A 24,573-nucleotide genomic window follows, 5' to 3' on the forward strand; every position below is an offset into this window, starting at 1 on the left:
AATCACAAATTTATACGGTATCTATAAAACTTTTTTCTGTTCTGTGAAAAACCAGCAATCCGATAAAGAAAATCACTATTGTAACACCAACTGTATAGAATATTCCTTGTATTGAAATAGCACCTTCATGAAGCAACATGTAACGTGCAGTTTCAATTACGTATGCCAAAGGATTGTATTCAATTAACCAACCGAAATTGGGCAATTTTTGCTTCAGCAAAGTCATTGGATACATAACTGCAGAAACGTACATCAACAATTGTACACTAAAACCGACCAAAAAACTCAAATCGCGGTACTTGGTTACCATCGAAGATATTATCATTCCCAATCCCAATCCGAGAATCCCCATCAAGGCAACTAAGAATGGAAAAAGTAATACGGAAGAATTAAGCTGCACTTCCATTCCTTTTATTGCATAAAAAATATAAAAAACAATAAAGATTAAAAACTGGATGCTGAATTTGACCAGATTTGAAATTACAACTGATAAGGGAACAATAAGTCTAGGGAAATATACTTTTCCGAAGATTGAAGCGTTTTTCTTGAAGGTATCGGAAGTATCGTTTAAGCAGGATGTGAAATAATTCCACACCATAATCCCGGCTAAATTGAAAAGAAACGGAGGTGTAGTTCCTGTGGAAATTCCAGCAACATTGTTGAAAATTATCGTGAAAATTACGGATGTAAAAAGAGGTTGTATTAGGTACCAAAGTGGACCTAAAATAGTTTGTTTATAAACTGTGACAACATCACGTTTGACAAACAACATTAATAAATCGCGGTAGCGCCACAATTCTTTGAAATCAATATCCAGAAAAGAATGTTTAGACGCAATAACAGAATCCCATTTTTCTAGGTTGTGCTCTAAATAAGATTCTTCTGAATCTGGAGAATTAGTCATGTGCTAAAGAATTGATTGTCTCGATGTTCAAAATTACATTTTTTTAAATAGTAGACAAGGGATATTGCACAATTAGCTGCTTTGATTAAGAGAAAAATTGAGAAAATGTGATTGAACATACACTTTGAGTAAATTGTTTTATTTCAATTCGCTAACAACTTTTTTAATACGATTTCTTCAGTTACTGTAATACAAGCGTCCGTGTTTCTATTAGCAACATGAAATTCATTTCCTTTTACTCTATCATTCTAAATAAGTACGTTGATTTGGCTGAGTCTAAAGCTGCTTTAAAACCTACTTATTATTGATAAAATTAGATAAAAATTGAAGATTTGTTCGAAGGTATTTTTGTCACATAATTACTTGAACTACGGATTTCATACCTTATTAATTAATTTAAGAATGTTGAACGATCTTCTATTGTACTACAGATTTTTTATAAAAAAATCCCGATTGCCAAGAAGACAATCGGGATTTCATGTAAGCTTATCGCTTTTTAGTATGAATTACTCTTTTATAACTTTTACGCTTTGAACGTTTCCGTTTGCAGTTAGTTTCAAGATGTAATTTCCAGCTGTCAAATCAGTCATTTCAACGATTACTTTAGAAGCATTAGTTGCTTTATTGTAAACCAATTGTCCTAACATATTGTACAATTGAACATTTTGAATTGCATCAGAATATTCTACTGTAAGTTGATTTTGAACAGGATTTGGATAATAACTTAATTTTGTCATTTCAAATCCTGGAGTTTTCAAATCTACACCTGCAGTTACTGCTAAACGTACTGTACTTTCGCAACCACTAATAGTTTGAGACGCATAGTATGTTATTCCCATCACCAATACGGTCGAAGCTGGCAAAACAGTTCCGCCAGTTGCAGCAGAATACCAAATAATGTTTTGGCCTACAACTGCAAAGTTAGCTAAGGTTTGACCTGTAGTAAAATCTTGCGTCGCAACACCTGTTGGTGCCATTACAGCTTCAACAGTTAGAACTGCACTTGCGTTCGAAACACTCCAAAGTCCACCGCCAGTGGCACTGTATCCACCGTAAACGAATGCTCCAGTAGCCAAGTTAAATCTACTAGCTACATAGTATGTTCCTGCAGCAGATGGACCAAAAGTAGCTTGGTACTCATCATTGTTTCCAGACTGAACATTGAAAGTTGCTAGAACCCAATTTGCTTCTGACCATGTTGCAGGATCCGTATTAGCTGTATATTTACCAATCCATGCTGTTATTCCTGAACCTTGTCCAGGCGCTTCTGTTACGCCTTCTTTGAATACTTGCGCATAAAAAGTTTGCGAATCGCACGTTTTGATGTTTGCTGTTCCTGGAGATTGTAAATTAGCGTACGAAATAGTACAATCAATAGCTGCAATAGCTGTTGTTGCCGACACGCTACAGTTTGATGGTGTAGTTGCAGTAACTGTGTAATTATTTGCTACTGCTGTACCTGATTTAAAATAAACTGTTGATGCTACCGTACCCGCTGTGTATGCAACAGTAGCTGCTGCATCCGTAAATAAATTACTTACAGGCGACCATGTAATTGATGTAGTCTGCTGTGCAACTATTCTCAAATTTGGTCGTGTTGTTGAAGAAGTAACTGCAGCGATGCTATTAGAACAAACGTTTGCTGTATTATCAGCCGAATAATAAATATTTAAACCTGCTGCAACGATTGAAGATTCTAAAGAAATTGAATTTAAAGATGTACCTCCTCCGTTGTTATTGTTGAAACAAGTTTCTACTAACAAGTTTGATACACCATCCCAAACAAGAGAAGTTGACAATGGGAAATCTAAGTTTCCTATTCCCGTTGTTGGAGTGTATAATATTGGAGCTAAAACCACATTATTTGCACCAGTAATTAAGCTAGTTCCTAATGTAGAAGCTGAAACAAATCCAGCATTAATTGTAAAGTCGTTTAGAACTACTGGAGTTCCTGATAACGCTACAAAACCAATACTGCTGATGGATTGCCCATTTTGTAAACCTAAAGTAGATAATTCTGCAGCGGTATAAAGTGCTTGTGTTTTACTACCTCCCCAAAATCCTTTAAATGGTGTAGTAGTTGTATTTGCTGTTGTTCCGGTTCCAATTTTACCTGAAACACCAAGTGTACCTCCACTTACTGTTAACGCTTGTACTTGATCTAAACAAACCGTTCCTGGAGCAGTTACAAATGTAATAGCCGTTGGAATAGGATTCACATTTACCTGTATTGGCGTTGCAATAGCAGAACATAAAGCACCTGTAGATTGCGAAGCAGTCAATATGTAAGTCGTGTTGACCGTTGGATTAAAACTCCAACCTAACGTACTGTTTCCTGAGACCCCCGTTGATGGTGCCCATACAAAAGTATCGTAGTCTGTAGCAGGTGACGTTAAGTTTACTGCAGCTGAACTTGAACCTTTACAAGTAGTTAGAGAAGTAGCACTTAATGTTACCTCCGGAGCGCTAGTAACTGTAGCAACTACTTTTACTCTTGGTGAAACACACTGAGATCCAAACTGCCAATTGTACATTCCCATAAAATATAGAGCATCAAAACCATTACTTGTAATACTGGCCACTCCAGAAGTATAAGGATACACTGCACCTGTAGTATTTCTAGTAACTCCTGAACTCGGCAATGTTGGGTACAATTGATAATTTCCAGGCGTTAAAATAAAATTCAATGGTATGGTTTGAGCTGTAGCACCACCACCTACAGTAGTAGTAAAGTTTACAGTAGTTATAACTGTCCCCGTTGAAGATCTCAATGCAATTGCAGAATTTTGCCCTGCAACAACTGGAAATATGTCAACTGAACTTAATTGAGTAGCTTGTGCTACAGTGAAATTGATATCCCAAGCTACAGTTTGCACACCCGTTGTTCCTCCTTGCGCTGTTGGCGAAATTGGACCTAAGGCTTCAAGTCCTCCACTAGTGACAGCTTGAACATAATAATCTGTTGTCGTATTAATTGATGGTGTTACAAAAGGTGAACCTGTTGCAATCGCAGTACCACCAACAGCAATTGTATACCATGATAGAGTACTACCCGTATTTCCCGTAGCTACTAACGATAGAGAACCTACGCCACAACGTGTAGCTGGAGTTGTACTTGTTACAGCATTTGTAAATGTTATTTGAACTGGTACTGATGTAGTTGTAACTGCGCTAGACGAACAAGTTACATCACATGCGTAAAATGTAACGGCAGTTGGCAATACTGAAAGAGAGGCCATAGTTGCTCCAGAAATAGGCAAGTAAGTAATGCCATCCGCTGAGGATTTCCATTGATACGTAACGCCTGCTCCATTAGTTAAGTTTTGCAATGTCAAACTAATTGTTTGTCCTGCGCAAATTGTTGCTGAAGACGAAATAGTATTTCCTGGCGTTGGAGTTCCTGAACATGCATTGGATTGAGCAAAAGATAAAAAGCCAGTATAATTTGAAGCTACTACTGAAGCACCAGCATCAATTGTATTTGGAGTTCCTGCTGTAAATAATGCAGTACTTCCAAATGCTCCTAGATAGGTACCCCCTGCACTTGCAGCTTGAACTGGAATATTTCCGCTTGCAATTAAGGCATCACCTAAACGTACTTTAATATTTGTAAATCCACCTAAGTCTAGGCTCGTACTCCATCTTCTGTTTGCCGAAAGATTTGTTACTCCTGCACCTGCAGTTCCTGCATTAGCGTCAAAAGCTTCCGCTCTCATTGTAGTAACTTCCGTTGTGGTTGGAGCTAATGAAACAGGCGAATAAGTTGATTTTCCTACAGGAAACAAGATAAAACTTGTGTCAAGATTTCCAGACGCAATAGTTCTTGCAAAAGGCCCTCTGATGTAGGTGATTTCGCTTGGAGCACCAGATAAAGTTCCAGGAGCAGTAAGTGTACCTAAAGTCAACAAATTGGTAGCTGTAGTATTAATGAAACCAACAGTAGTTGTTAAAGTTCCACTTACAGATAGAGGCACATTTAGTGTTAAACCTGATGTACTAGAATTAGAAACTTGAAAGGTATTAAAACTTGCCGTTGGCGCTGCCAATGAGTTTCTAAAAACTCCTGATCCTGAAATAGCTTGTGGAGCCGTTGAAGAGGCAATAAGATTTGGCGGAACGAAAGTTCCCATAGCTAGCAAAGCTGTTGCTGTTATAGTACCATTATTTACAATGTTACCGGCAACAAAGTTAGAAGTTGCCATTTGATATTCTCCTGAAGTGATCGTTAAATTCCCTCGAATACCAATTGAACTTCCAGATCTTAAAAAGCGATTTGTTGCGCTTCCTGAATCCACTATTACATTCCCTAAAGAAAAGTATTGAGCACCTGCAAAAAGATTCATATAGAATCCACCAAGATTTCCGCCTGCAATTTCGCTAAAACCATCTCCAAATATAAAGGTATGATTTGTACTTGCCGCATTCGGAGCCGTAGCTTGTGAAATAGATAAAGCAGCGTCCACAGATGAAACTCCTCTGTGTGGATTTAAAATTCTAATAATTCCTCCAGTCAAATTTAAATTAGCAACAGTATTAGCTGTAAAACGTACTAAAGGTGTTCCAGTAAGTACTGAATTTGCAATAATACCATCACTTCCATCCACTACAATTTCTCCGCCTGATTGGTTAAAAGTAGCACCTGCGTTATTCATCAAGTTACCATTAATAATAAGTGTACCTCCTGAAACGGTTAATGTTCCATTATTAACCAATGGGTTATTATTTAATGTACAACCGTTCACGAAATCACCAGCTGAAACAATTAAAGTTCCTCCGAATGCGATAACGGTATTTTTCGCTTCGTTTCCAAAAGCACTTGAAGTAACTGTTGTGCCAGCTCCAATAACTACTTGATCTACACAAGAAGGAACTACACCTTTATTCCACGTAGAACTAGCGTTCCAATTACCAGAAACTATTGATAGATAAGGCACATCGTCAGAATTGATACCTACGTATAATGCGCCACCTAGCAAGTCAGCTTGAGGCACATCTATTCGCTGTGCAACAGGTAGTGTTGTCCCATTTTGGTGAGACCCTCCAATTGTTGATGCGGCTGCAATAATTCTACTGTTACCATTAGTTGGCACTAAACCGTTTTGCGCATAAAGAGCAATTTTATATGAGCTCGATGAAATGGATGTAAATTCATTAGAAACTACCCAGTTTCCATTATATCGATCTGTAACTGGATAAGAACCGTCCGATATATCTAAATTAGAAGTTACCGTTGTGGCGTCGTTATACACTACAGCCAATTCTCCTGCAACAGCACCTGTCGCATTTGTTCTTGTAATATACATTGTTCTATTTACTCCTGTTGCATCCAAAAATGGATAGCTACTTGCAGTTCCTGTTGGACTTCCTGCCGCAGTTATTGTTGTACCTATAAGGCTATTGGTCCACCAACGAGAAAATTTACCCCCAGGTAAGAAACCTGAACCCACAGGTGCCGTAAATGTTCCTGCTGCTGCATTATTACCTAAAGTTAACTTATTAGAAGCTAAATTAATTCTCGCACCAGTAATGTTTAAGTTATTTGCGATTTTCACATTGTCCACTAACCAGTTAATATTGGGTATTGCAGTACTTGTGTTACTAAATGTTAAATTTCTTATTAGATCAGCATTAAATTGTCCTGAACCAGAAACCGTTTGTACTGCAGTTCCATTCAATGTTAAATTTCCAGCAGTTGTTGTTCCAACTGAAACGTCAATAAGACCATTGTTTATAATATTTCCAACAACTGTAAGCGTTTTTCCAGTTGTACCTTCAAACACATTGATGGTACCACTTGTTCCAATCGTTGCATTTCCTAAAACTCCAAATGAAGAAGCTACAGTATTAAATGCTAATGTTCCGTTTACTGATAAATTATTGATTCCTTGACCTACTGCGTTTATATTTACAGTATGTCCACTAGATACAATTGCATTATCAACCGTACTTGGAGAAGAACCAATATCCCATGTTGTAGAAGCACCCCAATCTCCTGAAGCAATTGAGACATAATTTCCAGGTACGCTAGAAATTAGAGAGATATTGTCAATTTGAGCTGGAGGCTGTACTCCTGCACTAGTATCACTTTTCCACACAAAAATTAATCTGAAAGTTGTTCCAGCTAAAGATGGTGGAAGGAAAAATGATGCGTTTTGAACTGCTGCAGCTTGTAAGTTACCATTTCCTACATACGTAGCTCCAGTGATTCCCGCAGGAACGTTATTTGCTCCACTCCCGGGATGTGTTGCTCCCACAGGTGATACTGAGGTTGGTGCAACAAAAACCTGCCACATATCCCACGTTGATTCACCACCACAAAGCCAGTTAAAATCCAATTTAATTTTGCTTTGTCCAGCTGGGACAGTAATGTCTCGCCAAAAGTAATTGGTGCACGTTCCAGTAATTGAATAATTTGGCGTTGCACCATTATCCGATACAAATGCGGCATTACCTGTAATTGAACCATTAGAAACAGCACCAATAATCCAAGGGTTATTAGCACTATTAGCAACGGACCATCCGTTTGCTGCAAAGGTGGCACCTAATTCAAATCCACCTTCTGCGGCAGGATTGATTAGGACATTTTGGGCTGAACCGCTAAGACTTCCAAAGAAGGTTAACAATAACAGCAGTGCAAATCCGAACAGTTGCTTAGTCTTGCCTTGATGTTTCATCGGCAAATCTCTGTACTTAATTGCTTTACGCATAAAATCACCTGGATTTAATACGTTTGAGTAAAGTTTGTTCATAAACAGATTTCTTTAATTATTAGGGGACTAAATTAAGAATTATTTAACTCAGTTTATAAAGCATAAGTATAGATTAGCGCTTGAAAATGCCGATTTGCGAATAAATCAAATAAAAACTCAATTTAATTTAATTAAAGATGTATAATTTCAATTTTTAATAATTTTATAAATATTATTTAATTATTTAACTCAATAATTGTTATATAAAATGCGATAAATAAGATAAAATTCGGCACTTCAGTTGAAAATTAAAGAATACAGCACTTTGAAAACAGCTAAAGCTGAATGATTTCAATTAAAAGAATATGTATTCGTTATTAAAAGAAAACGGTGAACCAGAAGTTGCGCTTTACGTTTCTTAAATCAACTTTTTAATACAATTTAAAATTTGGTAATAAAAAAATCCCGACTACCAAGTGGTAATCGGGATTGCAATTTTAAAAGATTATTATTTGTATCGGCGACTATTTCTTAATCACTTTCACATTTTTAGTAATTCCATTCACTGTTACCTGCATAACATAATTTCCAGCGGCTAAACTGCTCATTTCGATTGTCACATTAGCACTTTTAGTCATCCTATTGTAAACCATCTGCCCTAACATATTATACAACTGTACGGATTGTATTCCGTCAGCATGTTCTACATTTAGAACGCTTTGCACAGGATTTGGATAATAACGCAAGCTATTACTATCAAATGTTGGTGTTTTTAAATCCGCGCCAGCGGTTACCACCAAACGCATTGTACTTTCACAACCATTTACACTTTGTGACGCAAAATATACGGTTCCTGAAACAAGAACAGTACTAGATGGCAAAACCGATCCACTTGTTGCAGTACTGTACCAAATAATGTTTTGACCAACAATTGTAAAATTAGCTAGTGTTTGACCTGTAGTGAAGTCTTGAATAGCCGTTCCCGTTGGAGCAGCAGTATTTTGAACAGACACTGATGCATTTAATGAAGTTACTGACGGACTGCATGAGCCACTTACCATTACAGTATAATCTCCAGCATCTGAAAGTGAAGCAACGCTAATACTATATATTGCACCTGTTGCACTTGTAATTGCAGTACCATTTTTAAACCATTGATACGTAAGATTTGTTCCAGATGCTTCAACTGTCAGTGTTACGGGTTCATTTGGACAAACACTTACATCTGTCGGGTTTTGTAGAATAACTGGTGCATTATTTACTAGTATCATTACCATTGTTCTTGTACTTTCACATCCATCAATTGTTTGAGAAACATAATAATTTCCAGTAGCCAATGCAGCTGAATTTACTAAAACATTTCCGCTTGTTGCAGTTGCAAACCACTGCAATCCCTCACCAGTTGCAACTAAATTAGCTACAGTTGCTGCATTACAGAATGTTTGAGTAGAAGCGGTTGGAGCATCTGTAGTATTAACAACTATTGACACCGTAGCTCTTGCACTCTCACAACCATCAATGGTCTGCGAAACATAATAAGTTCCAGTTGATAAAATTGTTGTTGCTGATAAAGCTGTTCCATCGGTTGCAACATTAAACCATTGTAAACTAGTTCCAGTTGCAACTAAATCAGCTACCGTTCCAGAATTACAGAATGTTTGTGAAGAAGCGATTGGAGCAAGAGTTTCAACATTTAATATAGCATTAGCATTACTTGTTCCGTTCCAAATTCCGCCCCCAGTTGTTGAATATCCGCCATAAACGAAATTCCCTGATGCGAACATAAATCTACTTGCAACATAATATGTTCCAGTAGCTAAAGGACCAAACGTAGCTTGATACTCATCGTCGTTTCCGGACTGCACATTAAACGTTGCTAATTGCCAATTGGATTCATTCCAAGTTGAAGGGTCTGTAGTGGCTGAATTTCGACCAATCCACGCCGTCATACCGCTACCTTGTCCCGGAGCTTCCGTAATTCCTTCTTTATAAACTCGTGCATAATAGGTTTGGCTTGCACAAGTTGAAATTGAAGCTACACCAGGAAATTGTACATTTGCGTAAGATATCCCACAGTCAATTGACGTTATTGAAATGCTGCTAGATGAAACACAACTAAAAGGACCTGTTACACTTGCTGTGTACATCGAAGCCGCAGTAAGGACATCTGACTTAAAATATACGGTTGAAGCACTACCACCAGTGTACGGAACTGTTGCCATTGTATCACTGTACAAATTAGTATTTGGAGACCAAGAGATTGGATAGTTTTGAGTTCCAGATATTGAAACATTGTCAATAGCCCAGAAATATTGCCAACCCGCAGTGTCGTATTTGAATCTAATCTGAACATTGCTTTGATTTAAAGCTTCTGCAGGCAAGATAACGTTTGTTTGTACAAAATTTGCAGGCGCTCCCGAAGTTGCAGTAATCGTTTGAATTGTTACCCAAGATGTTCCACCATTTACCGAATACTCAATTTTAGCATCACCAGGATTTCTGAAGTAATGCCAAAAGGATACTGAAGCATCAGCAAAATTTAAAGTACTGAACATTGGCGATATTAATGCCGTGTTAGCTACACTTCCACTTCCACCGGCGTCATTATTCGAGAAGTAAAATTGAGTTCCATCATTAGAGTTAAACGACCCAAAAGTACTATAATTTAAGGGACTCGAGTTTAATCCCCAAGCTATCAAAGCTGAATTTGCACCTGTAGAGTTATTTGTAGTAGTCCAATTACTACTTACTGCATTGAAATTTTCATTTAATATTTGCGTATTACTTAAGTTTCCACCTGTTGCAGATAGCGCAACAATTGCTCCAGTGCATACTGTAGGATTTATTGGAGTAACTACAACAGCAGAAGGAACTGGGTTGACTGTTACAACTACAGTAGCTGAAGAAGAACATAAAGAACCCGAAGACTGAGATGCAATCAAAGTAAATGTAGTGGTCATTGTCGGATTAAAATTCCATCCCGTTAAGACATCTCCTGTAACAGCAGCTGATGGCGACCATTCATAAAGATCGTAATCTGCTCCACCAGCCGTAATTACTGTTGGAGTAGCAGTACTCTGACCATTACATAATACCAAAGCGGTATCACTTAAAGTAAATGAAGGTGCTGTATTAACCGTCGCCACAACTGGAATACGATTTGAACTACAAATACCTATTCCATTAATAGTAAATCTTGGACGGCTTGATCCAGTGCCAGTTGCTGTTGTTTCTGCTAACATCGCAGCAGGAGTAGCATTATCTGATTGTTTATAATTTGAACTTACAAAGCCCACATTATCTACTTTCATTGCTGAAGCAGTAGAAGTGGATGCACCAGGCACTCTACTCCAAGAAATAGAAACTACAACATTTGAAGTTCCATCCCATATAAATGTGGGTGACGATCCTGTACCTGTACCGAATACTAACGTATTTACAGCATTTGCAGTTGGTGTATAACTATCATCTGTTCCAGTAGCTCTATACACTTGCGTCAAACCAGATATAAAAGCAGTAGTAGCAACGGACTGAGTTGTACTCCCCATTTGCACTACAAACCCTTGATAAGTCTGACCTGAAACTGTTGGTTCAAAAGCTAGACTTGATATGTTTCCTGCAGCAATTCCTGCCGCTTGAAGTTCAGCCGCTTTAATAATATACTGCGTTTTTGCACCACCCCAAGCACCTGGCAAAAATGTTGCAGCTGTAGCAGTACTTGTATTTGCGCCAGCTCCTAAAATACCGGTTACTGGCAAAGCTACTTCCGCAGCAGCATAAAAAGTAGTAGTTGTACTAATTTGTGGCGTAATAAAAGTACTACCAGAAGCTAATGCTGCACCGCCATTCATATTTGAATACCATGATACAGTAGTCCCTGCACTTCCAACAGCTTGTAACGTTGCACTACCTAACCCACAAATTGCTCCTGCAGTAGTTGAAAGCACAGTGTTCGTCAATATTACTTGAACGGCTATAGAAGCTCCAGAGTTTCCAGAACACGTTACTTGAGCACGATAAAATTTCGCTTCTGACGGCGCAACTGTATAAGTACTTTGAATTGCATCGGCAATCGGTGTAAAAAGCACTCCATCTGTTGAACTTTCCCATGCGAAGGAAACTCCTGTTCCGGCAATTGAATTTTGCAAACTTAAAGTTACACTTGCACCCAAACAAATAGAATTTGAAGAGGCAATTGTATTTCCTGGTGCTGGTACTCCCGTGCAGGCGTTAGAGTCTGCATAGGAAATAAAACCAGTATAATTGGCACCTGAAATTGGCGAAAGAGAAGTAATAGTTGTTGGTGGGCCAGCTGCATAAGTAGCTGCACTTCCGAATGCTGCGGAATACGCTCCGGCTGCAGTTGGCGCTTGTGCTAAAATATTTGTAGCCACAATTAATGGATCAGAAATTCTTACATTAATATTATCAAAAGTTCCTGAAACGGGTAAAGCTTGAAATCTTCTAGTTGAAGACAAACCTATAATTGAAGGATTTTGAGTTCCAAGATTGCTTCCAAATGATTCTGCCTTAAACAAAGCAATAGAAGTAGTAGCTGGCGCTAGAGCTATTGGAGTGTAAACACCTGCTTTCCCAATTGGAAATGACACAAAATTAGTGTTTGTGTTCGCCGTTGCAATAGACCTAGTTAAAGCTCCATTTACATAAGCCGTTGCACTCCCACCTGTTAAAGTTCCTACAGTTGTAGCACTTCCTAAAACTAAAGTATTTGAACTTGTGCTAACGATACCGTTTGTAAGCGATAGTGCCATAGTAGCTATATCACCACCAGCTATTGTAAGTCCATTGGTATTATCCAATACCATGTTAGCAAGAATCCGCGATGGATTTACTTCATAACCAGATGTTCTAGCTACAGATTCTTGAGCGTAAATTAAAGTTTGGGTACCTGTACCTAAATTCCAAGTTGGTGACACGTCAAAACTTCCACCAACAGTGGTTGAGGTTGCAACACCAATTTGCACTGCTGTTGGTAGCGCAAGTCCAGTCCCGATTGTAATTTTATTACTGTTAATGACACTTCCAGAGAATAAATTTACGCGCAAAGTTGAAATTCCCGGAGATGCTGCATCCATTCTAAATGTATTGGCTGCAGTATCAACTGACAAGGAAATGAGTCCTTCCGTAGTAATTCCTGAACCACTGTACGATTGCGGTACAGTACCTGCAAAGAAATAAAGATCGCTTCCCGTAATCGTTCCGGTTAAAGTACCATTATTAATCATACTAGTACCTCTCAAAATAAATCTAAATCCGTTTAAATTTAAGATTGATCCAACAGGAACAGTTACATTTCCAAAAGATTGAGCACTTGCATTTAGAGACAAGTTATGGAACGCAGATGCTGTGCTAATGTTTAATCCAGGAACATTACCTGAAATAAAATAAGTGGAAGAAGTTACAGCAGAAGCAGCAGTTCCGAAATTAATTATTCCAGTACCGCCAAAATTAGGTGAGAACACACTAGTACCTCTAACATCTCTAGGACCTGATACGGCGGTGTTAGCTAAAACTACATTTACAGTTCCACCCGTAAAGTTTATTACGGACGCAACATTAGTTCCTAAGTCAAATGAAGCAAGTGTAGTACTTGTGTTTCCAATTTGGTTTACATTTATTGTACCACCCGTTTGTGTATAATTTATCAAGTTTGAAGATGTAGAAACACCAAATCGAGACGCAGCATTAATCGTTCCGCCCTCAATTGTAATAAGACTATTAGAACTAAAGCCCATTGAATTTCCTGTTGAAGTTCCTATATTAAACGTTCCACTTGAAATTCGAAGTAATCCACCTACAGTTGGAGACCCACCTAAACCAAGAATGGTTGCATTAGGATTGTTCTGCCAATAACCACCGTTCGTGCTAATTGTATACCCATTGGTAGCAAATAATGGATTAGAAAAAGAATTGCTTCCTTCTAACTGAAGTAAGCCATTGGTAATTACCATAAACCCTAGCGCATTTGCACCTTGAACAGTAAAAGTACCACCTGGAGAAAAAGTCAAAACATTCGTTCTGCTTGTTCCTTTATTTAAAGTCACGCCCGATGCATTTCTTAAATTGGTTATAGAACTTGTACCTAAAGTAAAACTAGCATTTCCAGGCGTGTTGAACGTAATTGTAGCACCAGCAGTAAATCCATTCGTGCTAAAATCAATTGTACCGTTATTCATTAAACTACCACCTATTAGCAAAGAATGCGTAGTTACCGTACCCGTTGCTGCTGATTTGATTGAGGCGCCAGAAGAAATTGTAACATCATTCACAACCGTAAGTGTTCGAGCAGTTGCAACTGTGTAAACCAAATCGCCTTGTACTATTAATGAAAACGCTGCCGCAGCTGTAACATCTTGCGTGATTACAAATCCTACAGGAATTATAACATTATCTGTTACTATTGGAACAACACCCGTTAACCAAGTAGTGGCTTCACTCCAAAGTCCTGAGGCAATTGCCGTAACGTTACCTGGAGGAAGTGTGGACTGACTACCACTAATTCCAGTAGATTGACCCGCTTCAACAAGTGCAGACACTTTATAAAAGTAATTGACAGATGGACTTAAACCCGTTTGGATTGAAGCATATAATGTTCCCGTCCCAATGGAAGTCGTAGAAGCAATTGATGCATTTACAACATTTTGCGTAAAAGCTGCATCAGTAGCACGGGTTACAAGGAACCCAAATTCGTTTGTAGCATTATCTATCCAATTTAAAGTACTACTATTACCAGTTATCGCAGAAAATGACAATGTACTAACATCTCCCAAAACAGTTGTAGGAGGAGTAAAAGAAAAGAACACTCTACTACCATCTGCAGCAGAGCCAATATTTGCAATCAAAGTCGAACCTACTGGATTAGCTCCTGCAGCAATTGTATTACTAATTAAGGTTGCTGATGCGGCAAAAGTAGACACAGCTCCTATAGTTATAGAACCTACTGTTGTAGTAGTATTGCTCGATGCTAAAGAGATTGATCTCGTTTGTGATGAGGTAGAGGAATTATAAATCTCACCATACATATAAGTAATTTTACCCGTACTTTCTTCTAACCAAACTTGCATATTACCTGCATTACTTAGGTTAGTGTAGAAAACATAAAATTGATTCCATTCTAAAACAAAAGTACGATTAGGCGCTGTACCTACAACTTTAAATCTTAAGCCGTTCCCTACTTCATTGTCCCCTGTAAAAGGGGCCAATATTGCAGCGTTTGCAGCCGCTGTTACATTATTTGCAATAGCTGCTTCTCCAGATCCTGCATGTAAACGCATTTGTCCATTGGAGTTTGCACTAAAATGTGTGTAACTAGTTCCCATGAACAAGAAATTAAACCCTAGCGGCTGCACCGTTCCTGCAGCGTCATCAAGATTACCCACTAAATAGCTTGTACTTCCAATGGAAAGATCTTGTAAACTTCCATTTGCGCCAGTAGCGAAGGCATAATTGGCAATAGACTGCGCAAATCCAAAGCCGCTACTCAAGAGCAACATAAGCAAAAGCAGTGCAAAGCCAAAGCTCGTTTTGCGATTTTTTTGCCAATCCGGAGGAGACAATGCGCAAGAATCAATTTTGCTCGATAAACCATTCTGGTTCATAGAGCTAGCGTAAAATTCATTCATAAATATTATTTGTTAATTTTTAGGCGACTAAATTAACAAAAATTTTATCGTGTTGTTAATTTTATCAATTAAAATAAATATGAATCTATAATAATTACAACATACGCAATAAAAAACCAAAATAATCACAACTAAATATATTTTACATATTATTTTGTTCGTAAACCGAACAAAAAATTGTAGAAAGTCTAAAATTTACAATTGGTCGTCATTTTGACACAAGCAATTTTATATTAGCAAGAATCATTGTTTGAATTCTTTTAATTTTAACAAGTTGATGTCCGCATTAATTTTAAATACCAAGATGGAATTTCTCTTGCAGCACTATATCGAGTAGTAAATAAAAAAAACCTTCTCGAAATGGAGAAGGTTCTTAAATATAAATAGTATTGGTGTAATTGACTGCAAAATAGCGCAAGGTTACGCTTGTCCAGCAGGACCAAAACTCAGTGGAATTGCTGGTTGCTCGGTATCTTTAATTTCACCGTGAGCCATCTCGTAGCGGTGGATATTTTCACTTAATGCTTTTAGTAGTCGCTTTGCATGCTGAGGAGTTAAAATAATTCTTGATTTTACTTTTGCCTTTGGAGTACCTGGCATAATGCATACATAATCCACAACAAATTCTGAAGCAGAATGATTGATGATCGCTAAATTGGAATACGTCCCTTCAGCAGTTTTCTCATCTAGTTCTATGTTTATCTGTCCCTGTGGTTGGTTTTGATCGCTCATTATAGTTTAAAATTAATTGTTCATAAAAAAACCTAACAGCGAACTGTTAGGTTTAGTAAATATAGGAATAATATGATTACAAAAATAAATTCTTAATAATTATACTCTTCTTTTCCTGTCATTAATTCATTGAAGTCATCTTTAGATCCTACAAGAACATTGTCATATTCTCTCATACCTGTTCCTGCTGGAATTCTATGTCCTACAATAACGTTTTCTTTCAATCCTTCTAAGTAATCTACTTTACCAGCAACTGCTGCTTCGTTTAATACTTTAGTAGTTTCTTGGAATGATGCTGCAGAAATAAATGATTTCGTTTGAAGCGAAGCTCTTGTAATACCTTGTAATACTGGTGTAGCTGTAGCTGTAATTACCTCACGTGCTACCACTAAATTTTTATCCAAACGTTTTAATTGTGAATTTTCATCACGCAATTCACGCGTAGTAATAATTTGACCTGGTTTCAATGTATCAGAATCTCCTGCATCTTCAACCACTTTCATTCCGTACAATTTATCATTTTCAACAATAAAGTCTTTTGTGTGGATCAATTGATCTTCTAGGAATAAAGTATCCCCTGGATCTTGCACTCTTACTTTACGCATCATTTGACGAATTACTACTTCAAAGTGCTTGTCATTAATTTTTACCCCTTGCAAACGGTACACCTCTTGAATTTCATTCACCAAGTACTGCTGAACAGCTGCTGGTCCTTGAATTCTCAAAATATCATCTGGAGTAATTGCTCCGTCAGACAATGGCACACCCGCTCTTACGAAGTCATTTTCTTGAACAAGAATTTGACTAGAAAGTTTTACAAGGTATTTCTTGATTTCACCAAATTTAGATTCGATAATAATCTCACGGTTACCTCTTTTGATTTTTCCAAAAGAAACAACACCATCAATTTCAGAAACTACAGCTGGGTTGGAAGGATTACGAGCTTCTAACAACTCTGTAATTCTTGGTAAACCTCCTGTAATATCACTCGATTTTGACGAACGACGTGGAATTTTTACTAAAATCTTACCTGCTTTAATCTTCTCACCATCTTCAACCATCAAGTGGGCTCCAACTGGTAAGTTGTATGAACGAATTAGTTCGCCATCTTTAGCATAGATCAATAAAGTAGGAATCAATTTCTTGTTTCTACCCTCTGAAATTACTCTTTCTTGGAAGCCGGTTTGCTCATCAATTTCAACCATAAACGATTGTCCTTGCTCTAAATCTTCGTAAGCAATTTTTCCTGTAAATTCAGAAATAATTACTCCATTATAAGGATCCCATTTACAAATAGTAGTTCCTTTCTCTACGATATCGCCGTCTTTTACAAAGATGCTTGAACCATAAGGTAAGTTATGCGTATTTAAAACGATTCCTGTTTTTGCGTCAACTAATTTTAATTCTGTAGAACGAGAAACCACAATATCCATTAAGTTTCCTTCTGAATCTTCGCCTTTTACTGTTTTCAAATCTTCTATTTCTAGACGACCTGCAAAACGAGTTACGATGCTTGATTCTTCAGACAAACCTCCTGCAACCCCTCCAACGTGGAACGTTCGAAGTGTTAACTGTGTTCCTGGCTCTCCAATAGATTGTGCGGCAATTACACCAACAGCTTCACCTCTTTGTGTCATTTTTCCAGTAGCTAAATTTCTACCGTAACATTTGGCACAGATACCTTTTAAAGCTTCACAAGTCAATGGCGAACGTACTTCTACTTTTTCAATGGGTGCAGCCTGAATGGCTTTCATAATTGCTTCAGTAATTTGAATTCCGGCTTCAACAAGAACTTCAGAATTCATTGGGTTGATTACATCTTGCAATGCAACACGTCCTAAAATTCGTTCTCCTAAAGTTTCAACAATCTCCTCATTTTTCTTTAAAGCTCCAACTTCAACACCTCTTAAAGTACCACAATCTTCGATGTTTACAATAACGTCTTGAGAAACATCATGTAATCTACGTGTCAAGTATCCTGCATCGGCCGTTTTCAAAGCCGTATCTGCTAATCCTTTACGAGCACCGTGTGTTGAGATAAAGTATTCAAGAATTGAAAGACCTTCCTTAAAGTTAGAAAGAATCGGATTTTCAATAATTTCACCACCACCAGCTGTAGATTTTTTTGGCTTAGCCATCAAACCACGCATACCAGTTAACTGACGAATCTGCTCCTTAGAACCCCTCGCTCCTGAATCAAGCATCATGTATACCGAGTTAAAACCTTGTTGGTCTTCACGGATATTCTTCATCGCTAATTCAGTCAATTGTGCATTTGCAGAAGTCCAGATGTCAATAACTTGGTTGTAACGTTCGTTATTAGTAATAAGACCCATGTTGTAGTTAGCAGAAATTCCTTCTACTTGCTCTCTTGCATCTGCAATCAATTGTGGTTTTTGGTCTGGAATACGAATGTCACCTAATGAGAACGAAAGTCCTCCTTTAAATGCAAATTTGTAACCCATGTCTTTCATATTGTCCAAGAAAGCAGCTGTAGTAGGTACATTTGTCACACTTAAAACGTGTCCAATAATATCTCTCAAGTTTTTCTTAGTCAATACATCATTTATGTATCCTGCTGCTTCTGGCACTACTTCATTAAACAATACACGACCAGCGGTAGTTTGAATGATTTTGTATACCAATTCTCCAGTTTCGTTGTAATCTTTAGCTCTAATTCGAACGCGAGCATTCAATTCAACTCTTCCTTCATTCAAAGCAATATTTACTTCTTCTGCAGAATAGAATGTCAAACCTTCTCCTAAAATTTTGTGTTCTGGAACAGACAAACGCTCTTTGGTCATGTAATATAGACCCAAGACCATATCCTGAGATGGTACCGTAATCGGTGCTCCATTCGCTGGATTCAAAATATTGTGAGAAGCCAACATCAATAATTGTGCTTCAAGAATCGCTTCTGGTCCAAGTGGCAAGTGAACTGCCATTTGATCCCCATCAAAATCGGCGTTAAATGCCGTACATACTAATGGGTGAAGTTGGATTGCTTTTCCTTCAATTAATTTTGGCTGGAACGCCTGGATACCAAGTCTGTGCAAAGTAGGAGCTCTATTTAATAAAATAGGGTGACCTTTAATTACATTTTCTAAAATATCCCAAACTACTGGTTCTTTTTTGTCAATGATTTTCTTTGCAGATTTCACTGTTTTTACAATACCTCTTTCAATCAATTTACGGATTACGAAAGGCTTGTACAATTCGGCTGCCATATCTTTAGGGATACCACATTCGAATAATTTTAATTCTGGTCCAACAACAATTACCGAACGAGCAGAATAATCTACACGTTTTCCAAGTAAGTTTTGACGGAAACGACCTTGTTTACCTTTCAATGAATCAGAAAGTGATTTCAATGGTCTGTTCGATTCAGTTTTAACAGCAGACGCTTTACGTGTGTTGTCAAATAATGAATCAACCGATTCTTGCAACATACGTTTTTCGTTACGCAAGATTACTTCTGGAGCTTTAATCTCCATCAATCTTTTCAAACGGTTGTTACGGATGATTACACGACGGTATAAGTCATTTAAATCTGAAGTTGCAAAACGACCTCCATCAAGTGGCACAAGCGGACGCAATTCTGGTGGAATAACTGGAACCACTTTCATAATCATCCATTCTGGACGGTTTTCGCGGTTTAAGTTAGACTCACGGAATGACTCAACAACTTGTAGTCTTTTTAATGCTTCTGTTTTACGTTGTTTAGACGTTTCATTGTTAGCTGCATGTCTTAAATCATAAGACAATTGATCTAAATCAATACGAGCTAGCAAGTCCATAATACATTCAGCACCCATTTTGGCTACGAATTTATTAGGGTCAAAATCATCTAAATATTGGTTATCAGCTGGAAGTGTATCTAAAATATTTAAATATTCTTCTTCTGTTAAAAAGTCTAATCTTTTTACAGATTCACCTTCTGGATTTGTTGCAATACCTGCTTGAATAACTACATATCTTTCGTAGTAGATAATCATGTCTAATTTTTTAGACGGTAATCCAAGGATGTATCCAATTTTATTTGGCAAAGAACGGAAGTACCAGATGTGAGCTACAGGAACCACCAAATTGATGTGTCCTACTCTATCTCTACGTACTTTTTTCTCTGTTACTTCAACACCACAACGGTCACATACGATTCCTTTGTAACGAATACGTTTGTATTTTCCACAAGCACATTCAAAATCCTTTACAGGACCGAAAATTCTTTCGCAGAATAATCCATCACGTTCCGGTTTATGTGTACGGTAGTTGATGGTTTCTGGTTTCAAAACTTCACCACGAGATTCTGCCAAAATAGATTCTGGAGAAGCTAAACCGATAGAGATTTTACTGAATCTTTTGATAGGACTCTTATCTCTATTATTATTGTTGTTATTATTTCTATTATTCATCATAGTTTTTACTACTGATTTGTGTGCAATTAAAAAATTGATTGTGTTTTGAAAGCGCTATGCTATTATCAAAAACTGCCTCGAATTACTTCTCTAAACCCCAACTTTTGGCTGAAGTGCTAATTATAGATTCATAAGAATGTATAAAAACTCGGAACGATTTACGGGCCTAAATCTTAAAACTAATTAAAAAAAGTATTCAGTGTTCAGCTTTTTGGTAAACAGTTTATACTGAACACTAAAAAACTGACCACTGAAAACTAAACTGTATTACTCTTCTAAACGAATGTCAAGTCCAAGACCTTTCAATTCGTGCATCAATACGTTGAATGATTCTGGTAAACCTGGTTCTGGCATAGACTCTCCTTTTACGATTGCCTCGTAAGTTTTAGCTCTACCAATAACGTCATCCGATTTTACCGTTAAGATTTCACGTAAAGTACTTGACGCTCCATAAGCTTCAAGTGCCCAAACTTCCATCTCTCCAAAACGCTGACCACCAAATTGTGCTTTACCACCTAATGGTTGTTGTGTAATTAATGAGTACGGTCCTATTGAACGCGCGTGCATTTTATCATCAACCATATGTCCAAGTTTCAACATGTAGATTACTCCAACTGTTGCTCTTTGGTGGAAACGCTCTCCAGTTCCTCCATCGTACAAGTACGTATGTCCAAAACGTGGAATTCCAGCTTCGTCAGTCAACTCATTGATTTGGTCTAAAGAAGCACCGTCAAAAATTGGTGTAGCAAATGTGCGACCCAAATTCATACCAGCCCAACCTAAAACCGTTTCGTAAATCTGCCCGATGTTCATACGAGATGGTACACCAAGTGGATTCAATACGATATCAACAGGAGTTCCGTCTTCCAAGAATGGCATGTCTTCATGACGAACGATACGTGCAACAATACCTTTGTTACCGTGACGTCCAGCCATTTTATCACCTACTTTTAACTTACGTTTTTTAGCGATGTAAACTTTAGCCAATTTCAAGATTCCAGCTGGAAGTTCATCTCCAACTGTAATCGTAAATTTCTCTCTTCTTAACGCTCCTTGTAAATCGTTCAATTTGATTTTATAGTTGTGAATCAAATCATTAACTAACTTGTTAGTTTCATCATCTGCAACCCAACTACCTTTACTCAAATGCGCGAAATCTTCCACAGAGTTCAACATTCTCTGCGTATATTTTTTACCTTTTGGTAAAACTTCTTCTCCTAAATCGTTCATTACTCCTTGCGAAGTTTTCCCGTTTACGATGTTGAATAATTTATCGATCAATTTATCTTTAAGCTCATTGAATTTAACTTCAAAGCTTAATTCTAAACCTTCCAATGCATCTTTATCTTGAGAACGTTTGCGTTTATCTTTAACTGCTCTTGCGAACAATTTTTTACCTAAAACTACACCATGTAAAGATGGAGACGCTTTTAATGAAGCATCTTTTACATCACCTGCTTTATCCCCGAAGATTGCACGAAGCAATTTCTCTTCAGGAGTAGGATCAGATTCTCCCTTTGGAGTAATTTTTCCGATAAGAATATCACCAGGTTTTACCTCGGCTCCTACTCTAATCATACCGTTTTCATCCAAGTCTTTAGTAGCCTCTTCAGAAACGTTAGGAATATCATTTGTTAATTCTTCGTTACCTAATTTCGTATCACGAACATCTAATGAATAATCATCAATGTGGATCGAAGTAAAGATATCATCACGAACTACTTTTTCAGAAATTACAATTGCATCCTCAAAGTTATATCCCTTCCATGGCATAAACGCTACCTTTAAGTTTCTACCTAAAGCTAACTCACCATTTTGAGTTGCATAACCTTCAGAAAGTACTTGTCCTTTTATAACTCTGTCGCCTTTTCTTACGATAGGCTTCAAGTTGATAGACGTACTTTGATTGGTTTTTCTAAATTTAATTAAATTGTATGTTTTTTCGTCTTCGTCAAAACTTACCATTCGCTCTTCATCAGTACGGTCGTATTTAATAGTGATGATATTAGCATCCACGTATTCAACAACACCAGCACCCTCAGCATTTATCAATACACGAGAATCAGAAGCCACTTGACGCTCTAAACCTGTACCTACGATCGGAGCTTCCGGACGTAATAATGGCACGGCTTGACGCATCATGTTAGATCCCATCAAGGCTCTATTCGCATCATCGTGTTCCAAGAAAGGAATTAAAGATGCAGAAATTGAAGCAATTTGATTTGGAGCTACATCGGCATAATCTAATTCTTTAGGCGTTACTACAGGGAAATCGGCATCTTGCTTCGCAATTACGTTTTCTGCTATAATGTTACCGTCTTTATCGATTTCAACATTTGCTTGAGCAATCAACATACCTTCTTCTTCTTCTGCACTTAAATATACAGGTTCCGTTTCAAGTACCAATCGTCCGTCCGTAACTTTACGGTAAGGAGTTTCAATGAAACCCATTCCATTCACTTTAGCGTAAACACCAAGTGAAGAGATCAATCCAATGTTTGGACCCTCTGGAGTTTCAATTGGACATAAACGTCCGTAATGTGTATAATGCACATCTCGAACCTCAAATCCTGCACGCTCTCTTGATAAACCACCTGGTCCTAGGGCTGATAAACGACGCTTGTGCGTAATTTCGGCCAAAGGATTCGTTTGATCCATAAATTGAGACAGCTGATTCGTACCAAAGAAAGAGTTAATAACCGATGATAATGTTTTAGCATTAATCAAATCAATTGGTGTAAACACCTCATTATCTCTAACGTTCATACGCTCACGAATCGTACGTGCCATACGAGCCAAACCTACACCAAATTGAGCTGAAAGTTGTTCACCAACAGTTCTAACACGACGGTTTGACAAGTGATCGATATCATCAATCTCAGCTTTAGAGTTGATCAATTCGATCAAGTATTTTACAATTGTAATGATATCTTCTTTGGTCAAGACTTGCTTTTCCATTGGAATATCCAATTGTAATTTTTTATTCATTCTATAACGACCTACTTCACCTAAGTTGTAACGTTGGTCAGAAAAGAATAATTTATCTATAATACCACGTGCCGTTTCTTCATCAGGCGGTTCAGCATTACGTAATTGTCTGTAGATATGTTCAACAGCTTCTTTTTCAGAATTCGTTGGATCCTTTTGAAGCGTATTGTGAATGATGGCATAATCTGCTTGATTAGCATCTTCTTTGTGCAACAAAATAACTTTAACATTAGCATCCAAGATTTCTTCTACATTATCTTTGTCGATAATTGTATCACGATCCAAGATGATTTCGTTACGTTCAATAGAAACTACTTCACCAGTATCCTCATCCACGAAATCTTCGTGCCAAGTATTCAATACTCTCGCTGCTAATTTTCTACCAATATATTTTTTCAAACTTGTTTTAGAAACTTTAATTTCTTCCGCAAGGTCAAATATCTCAAGGATATCTTTATCACGTTCGAAACCAATCGCTCTAAATAAAGTTGTAACCGGTAATTTTTTCTTTCTATCGATATAAGCGTACATTACACTATTAATATCGGTAGCAAATTCTATCCAAGAACCTTTGAAAGGAATTACACGTGCTGAATACAATTTAGTTCCATTAGCATGGAAGGATTGACCGAAGAATACACCAGGTGAACGGTGCAATTGCGATACAACCACACGTTCTGCGCCATTGATTACAAAAGTTCCACTAGGCGTCATGTAAGGAATAGTTCCTAAATAAACGTCTTGAACAATTGTTTCAAAGTCTTCGTGTTCTGGATCTGTACAATACAGTTTCAAACGTGCTTTTAAAGGCACACTGTACGTAAGACCTCTTTCGATACATTCTTGAATGGAGTAACGTGGTGGATCAACAAAATAATCAAGGAACTCTAAAACGAATTGGTTTCTAGTGTCAGTGATTGGAAAGTTTTCCATGAAGGTATTGTAAAGACCTTCGTCGCCTCTTTCGTCAGATTTAGTTTCCAATTGGAAAAAATCTTTAAAAGACTTAACCTGAATATCCAAGAAATCTGGATAATTAGGTATATTTTTAGTAGAGGCAAAATTCAATCTTTCAGTCTGATTAGTTATCATCTATGGACAAAATTTTGATTAAAAAAAAGTGATTTTTTGTGTGTAAACACTGTGTAAATCCATACTTTCTTTTTTAAATCGATACATCTATAAAAAGGACCAAGTTGAAG

General features: G+C 37.5%; 6 protein-coding genes. All 6 read right to left on the reverse strand.

Annotated features, from left to right (window positions below):
- Window positions 1-10: 10 nt before the first annotated feature.
- The 6 genes from H602_RS0101870 to rpoB all read right to left on the reverse strand — a co-directional run bounded on the left by H602_RS0101870 (window position 11) and on the right by rpoB (window position 24,463).
- Window positions 11-904, reverse strand: a complete 894-nt coding sequence (locus H602_RS0101870) for an ABC transporter permease (protein ID WP_084404190.1) — start codon at window positions 902-904, stop codon at window positions 11-13.
- Between the two features lie 506 nt (window positions 905-1,410).
- Complete coding sequence (locus H602_RS0101875; RefSeq protein WP_026976492.1) at window positions 1,411-7,653, reverse strand: T9SS type A sorting domain-containing protein; 6,243 nt, start codon at window positions 7,651-7,653, stop codon at window positions 1,411-1,413.
- 464 nt (window positions 7,654-8,117) lie between these two features.
- On the reverse strand, window positions 8,118-15,236 hold the full coding sequence (locus tag H602_RS0101880; protein ID WP_026976493.1) for an Ig-like domain-containing protein: 7,119 nt from the start codon (window positions 15,234-15,236) through the stop codon (window positions 8,118-8,120).
- 420 nt (window positions 15,237-15,656) lie between these two features.
- The gene (locus H602_RS0101885) at window positions 15,657-15,968 is read right to left on the reverse strand and encodes a DUF3467 domain-containing protein (RefSeq protein WP_026976494.1); all 312 of its coding nucleotides are present in this window, start codon (window positions 15,966-15,968) and stop codon (window positions 15,657-15,659) included.
- A 92-nt stretch (window positions 15,969-16,060) separates the two neighbouring features.
- Window positions 16,061-20,383, reverse strand: coding sequence for a DNA-directed RNA polymerase subunit beta' (gene rpoC / locus H602_RS0101890; RefSeq protein ID WP_026976495.1), 4,323 nt, complete (start codon window positions 20,381-20,383; stop codon window positions 16,061-16,063).
- Between the two features lie 267 nt (window positions 20,384-20,650).
- Window positions 20,651-24,463, reverse strand: coding sequence for a DNA-directed RNA polymerase subunit beta (gene rpoB / locus H602_RS0101895; protein WP_026976496.1), 3,813 nt, complete (start codon window positions 24,461-24,463; stop codon window positions 20,651-20,653).
- Window positions 24,464-24,573 lie beyond the last annotated feature (110 nt).

This window comes from Flavobacterium tegetincola DSM 22377 (assembly GCF_000425485.1).
GTDB lineage: Bacteria > Bacteroidota > Bacteroidia > Flavobacteriales > Flavobacteriaceae > Flavobacterium > Flavobacterium tegetincola.

What these genes read in the sequence shown, in the direction of transcription:
- H602_RS0101870 (WP_084404190.1), bottom strand. Translation starts at nt 904, where the DNA reads ATGACTAATTCTCCAGATTCAGAAGAATCTTATTTAGAGCACAACCTA.
- H602_RS0101875 (WP_026976492.1), bottom strand. Translation starts at nt 7,653, where the DNA reads ATGAACAAACTTTACTCAAACGTATTAAATCCAGGTGATTTTATGCGT.
- H602_RS0101880 (WP_026976493.1), bottom strand. Translation starts at nt 15,236, where the DNA reads ATGAATGAATTTTACGCTAGCTCTATGAACCAGAATGGTTTATCGAGC.
- H602_RS0101885 (WP_026976494.1), bottom strand. Translation starts at nt 15,968, where the DNA reads ATGAGCGATCAAAACCAACCACAGGGACAGATAAACATAGAACTAGAT.
- rpoC (WP_026976495.1), bottom strand. Translation starts at nt 20,383, where the DNA reads ATGATGAATAATAGAAATAATAACAACAATAATAATAGAGATAAGAGT.
- rpoB (WP_026976496.1), bottom strand. Translation starts at nt 24,463, where the DNA reads ATGATAACTAATCAGACTGAAAGATTGAATTTTGCCTCTACTAAAAAT.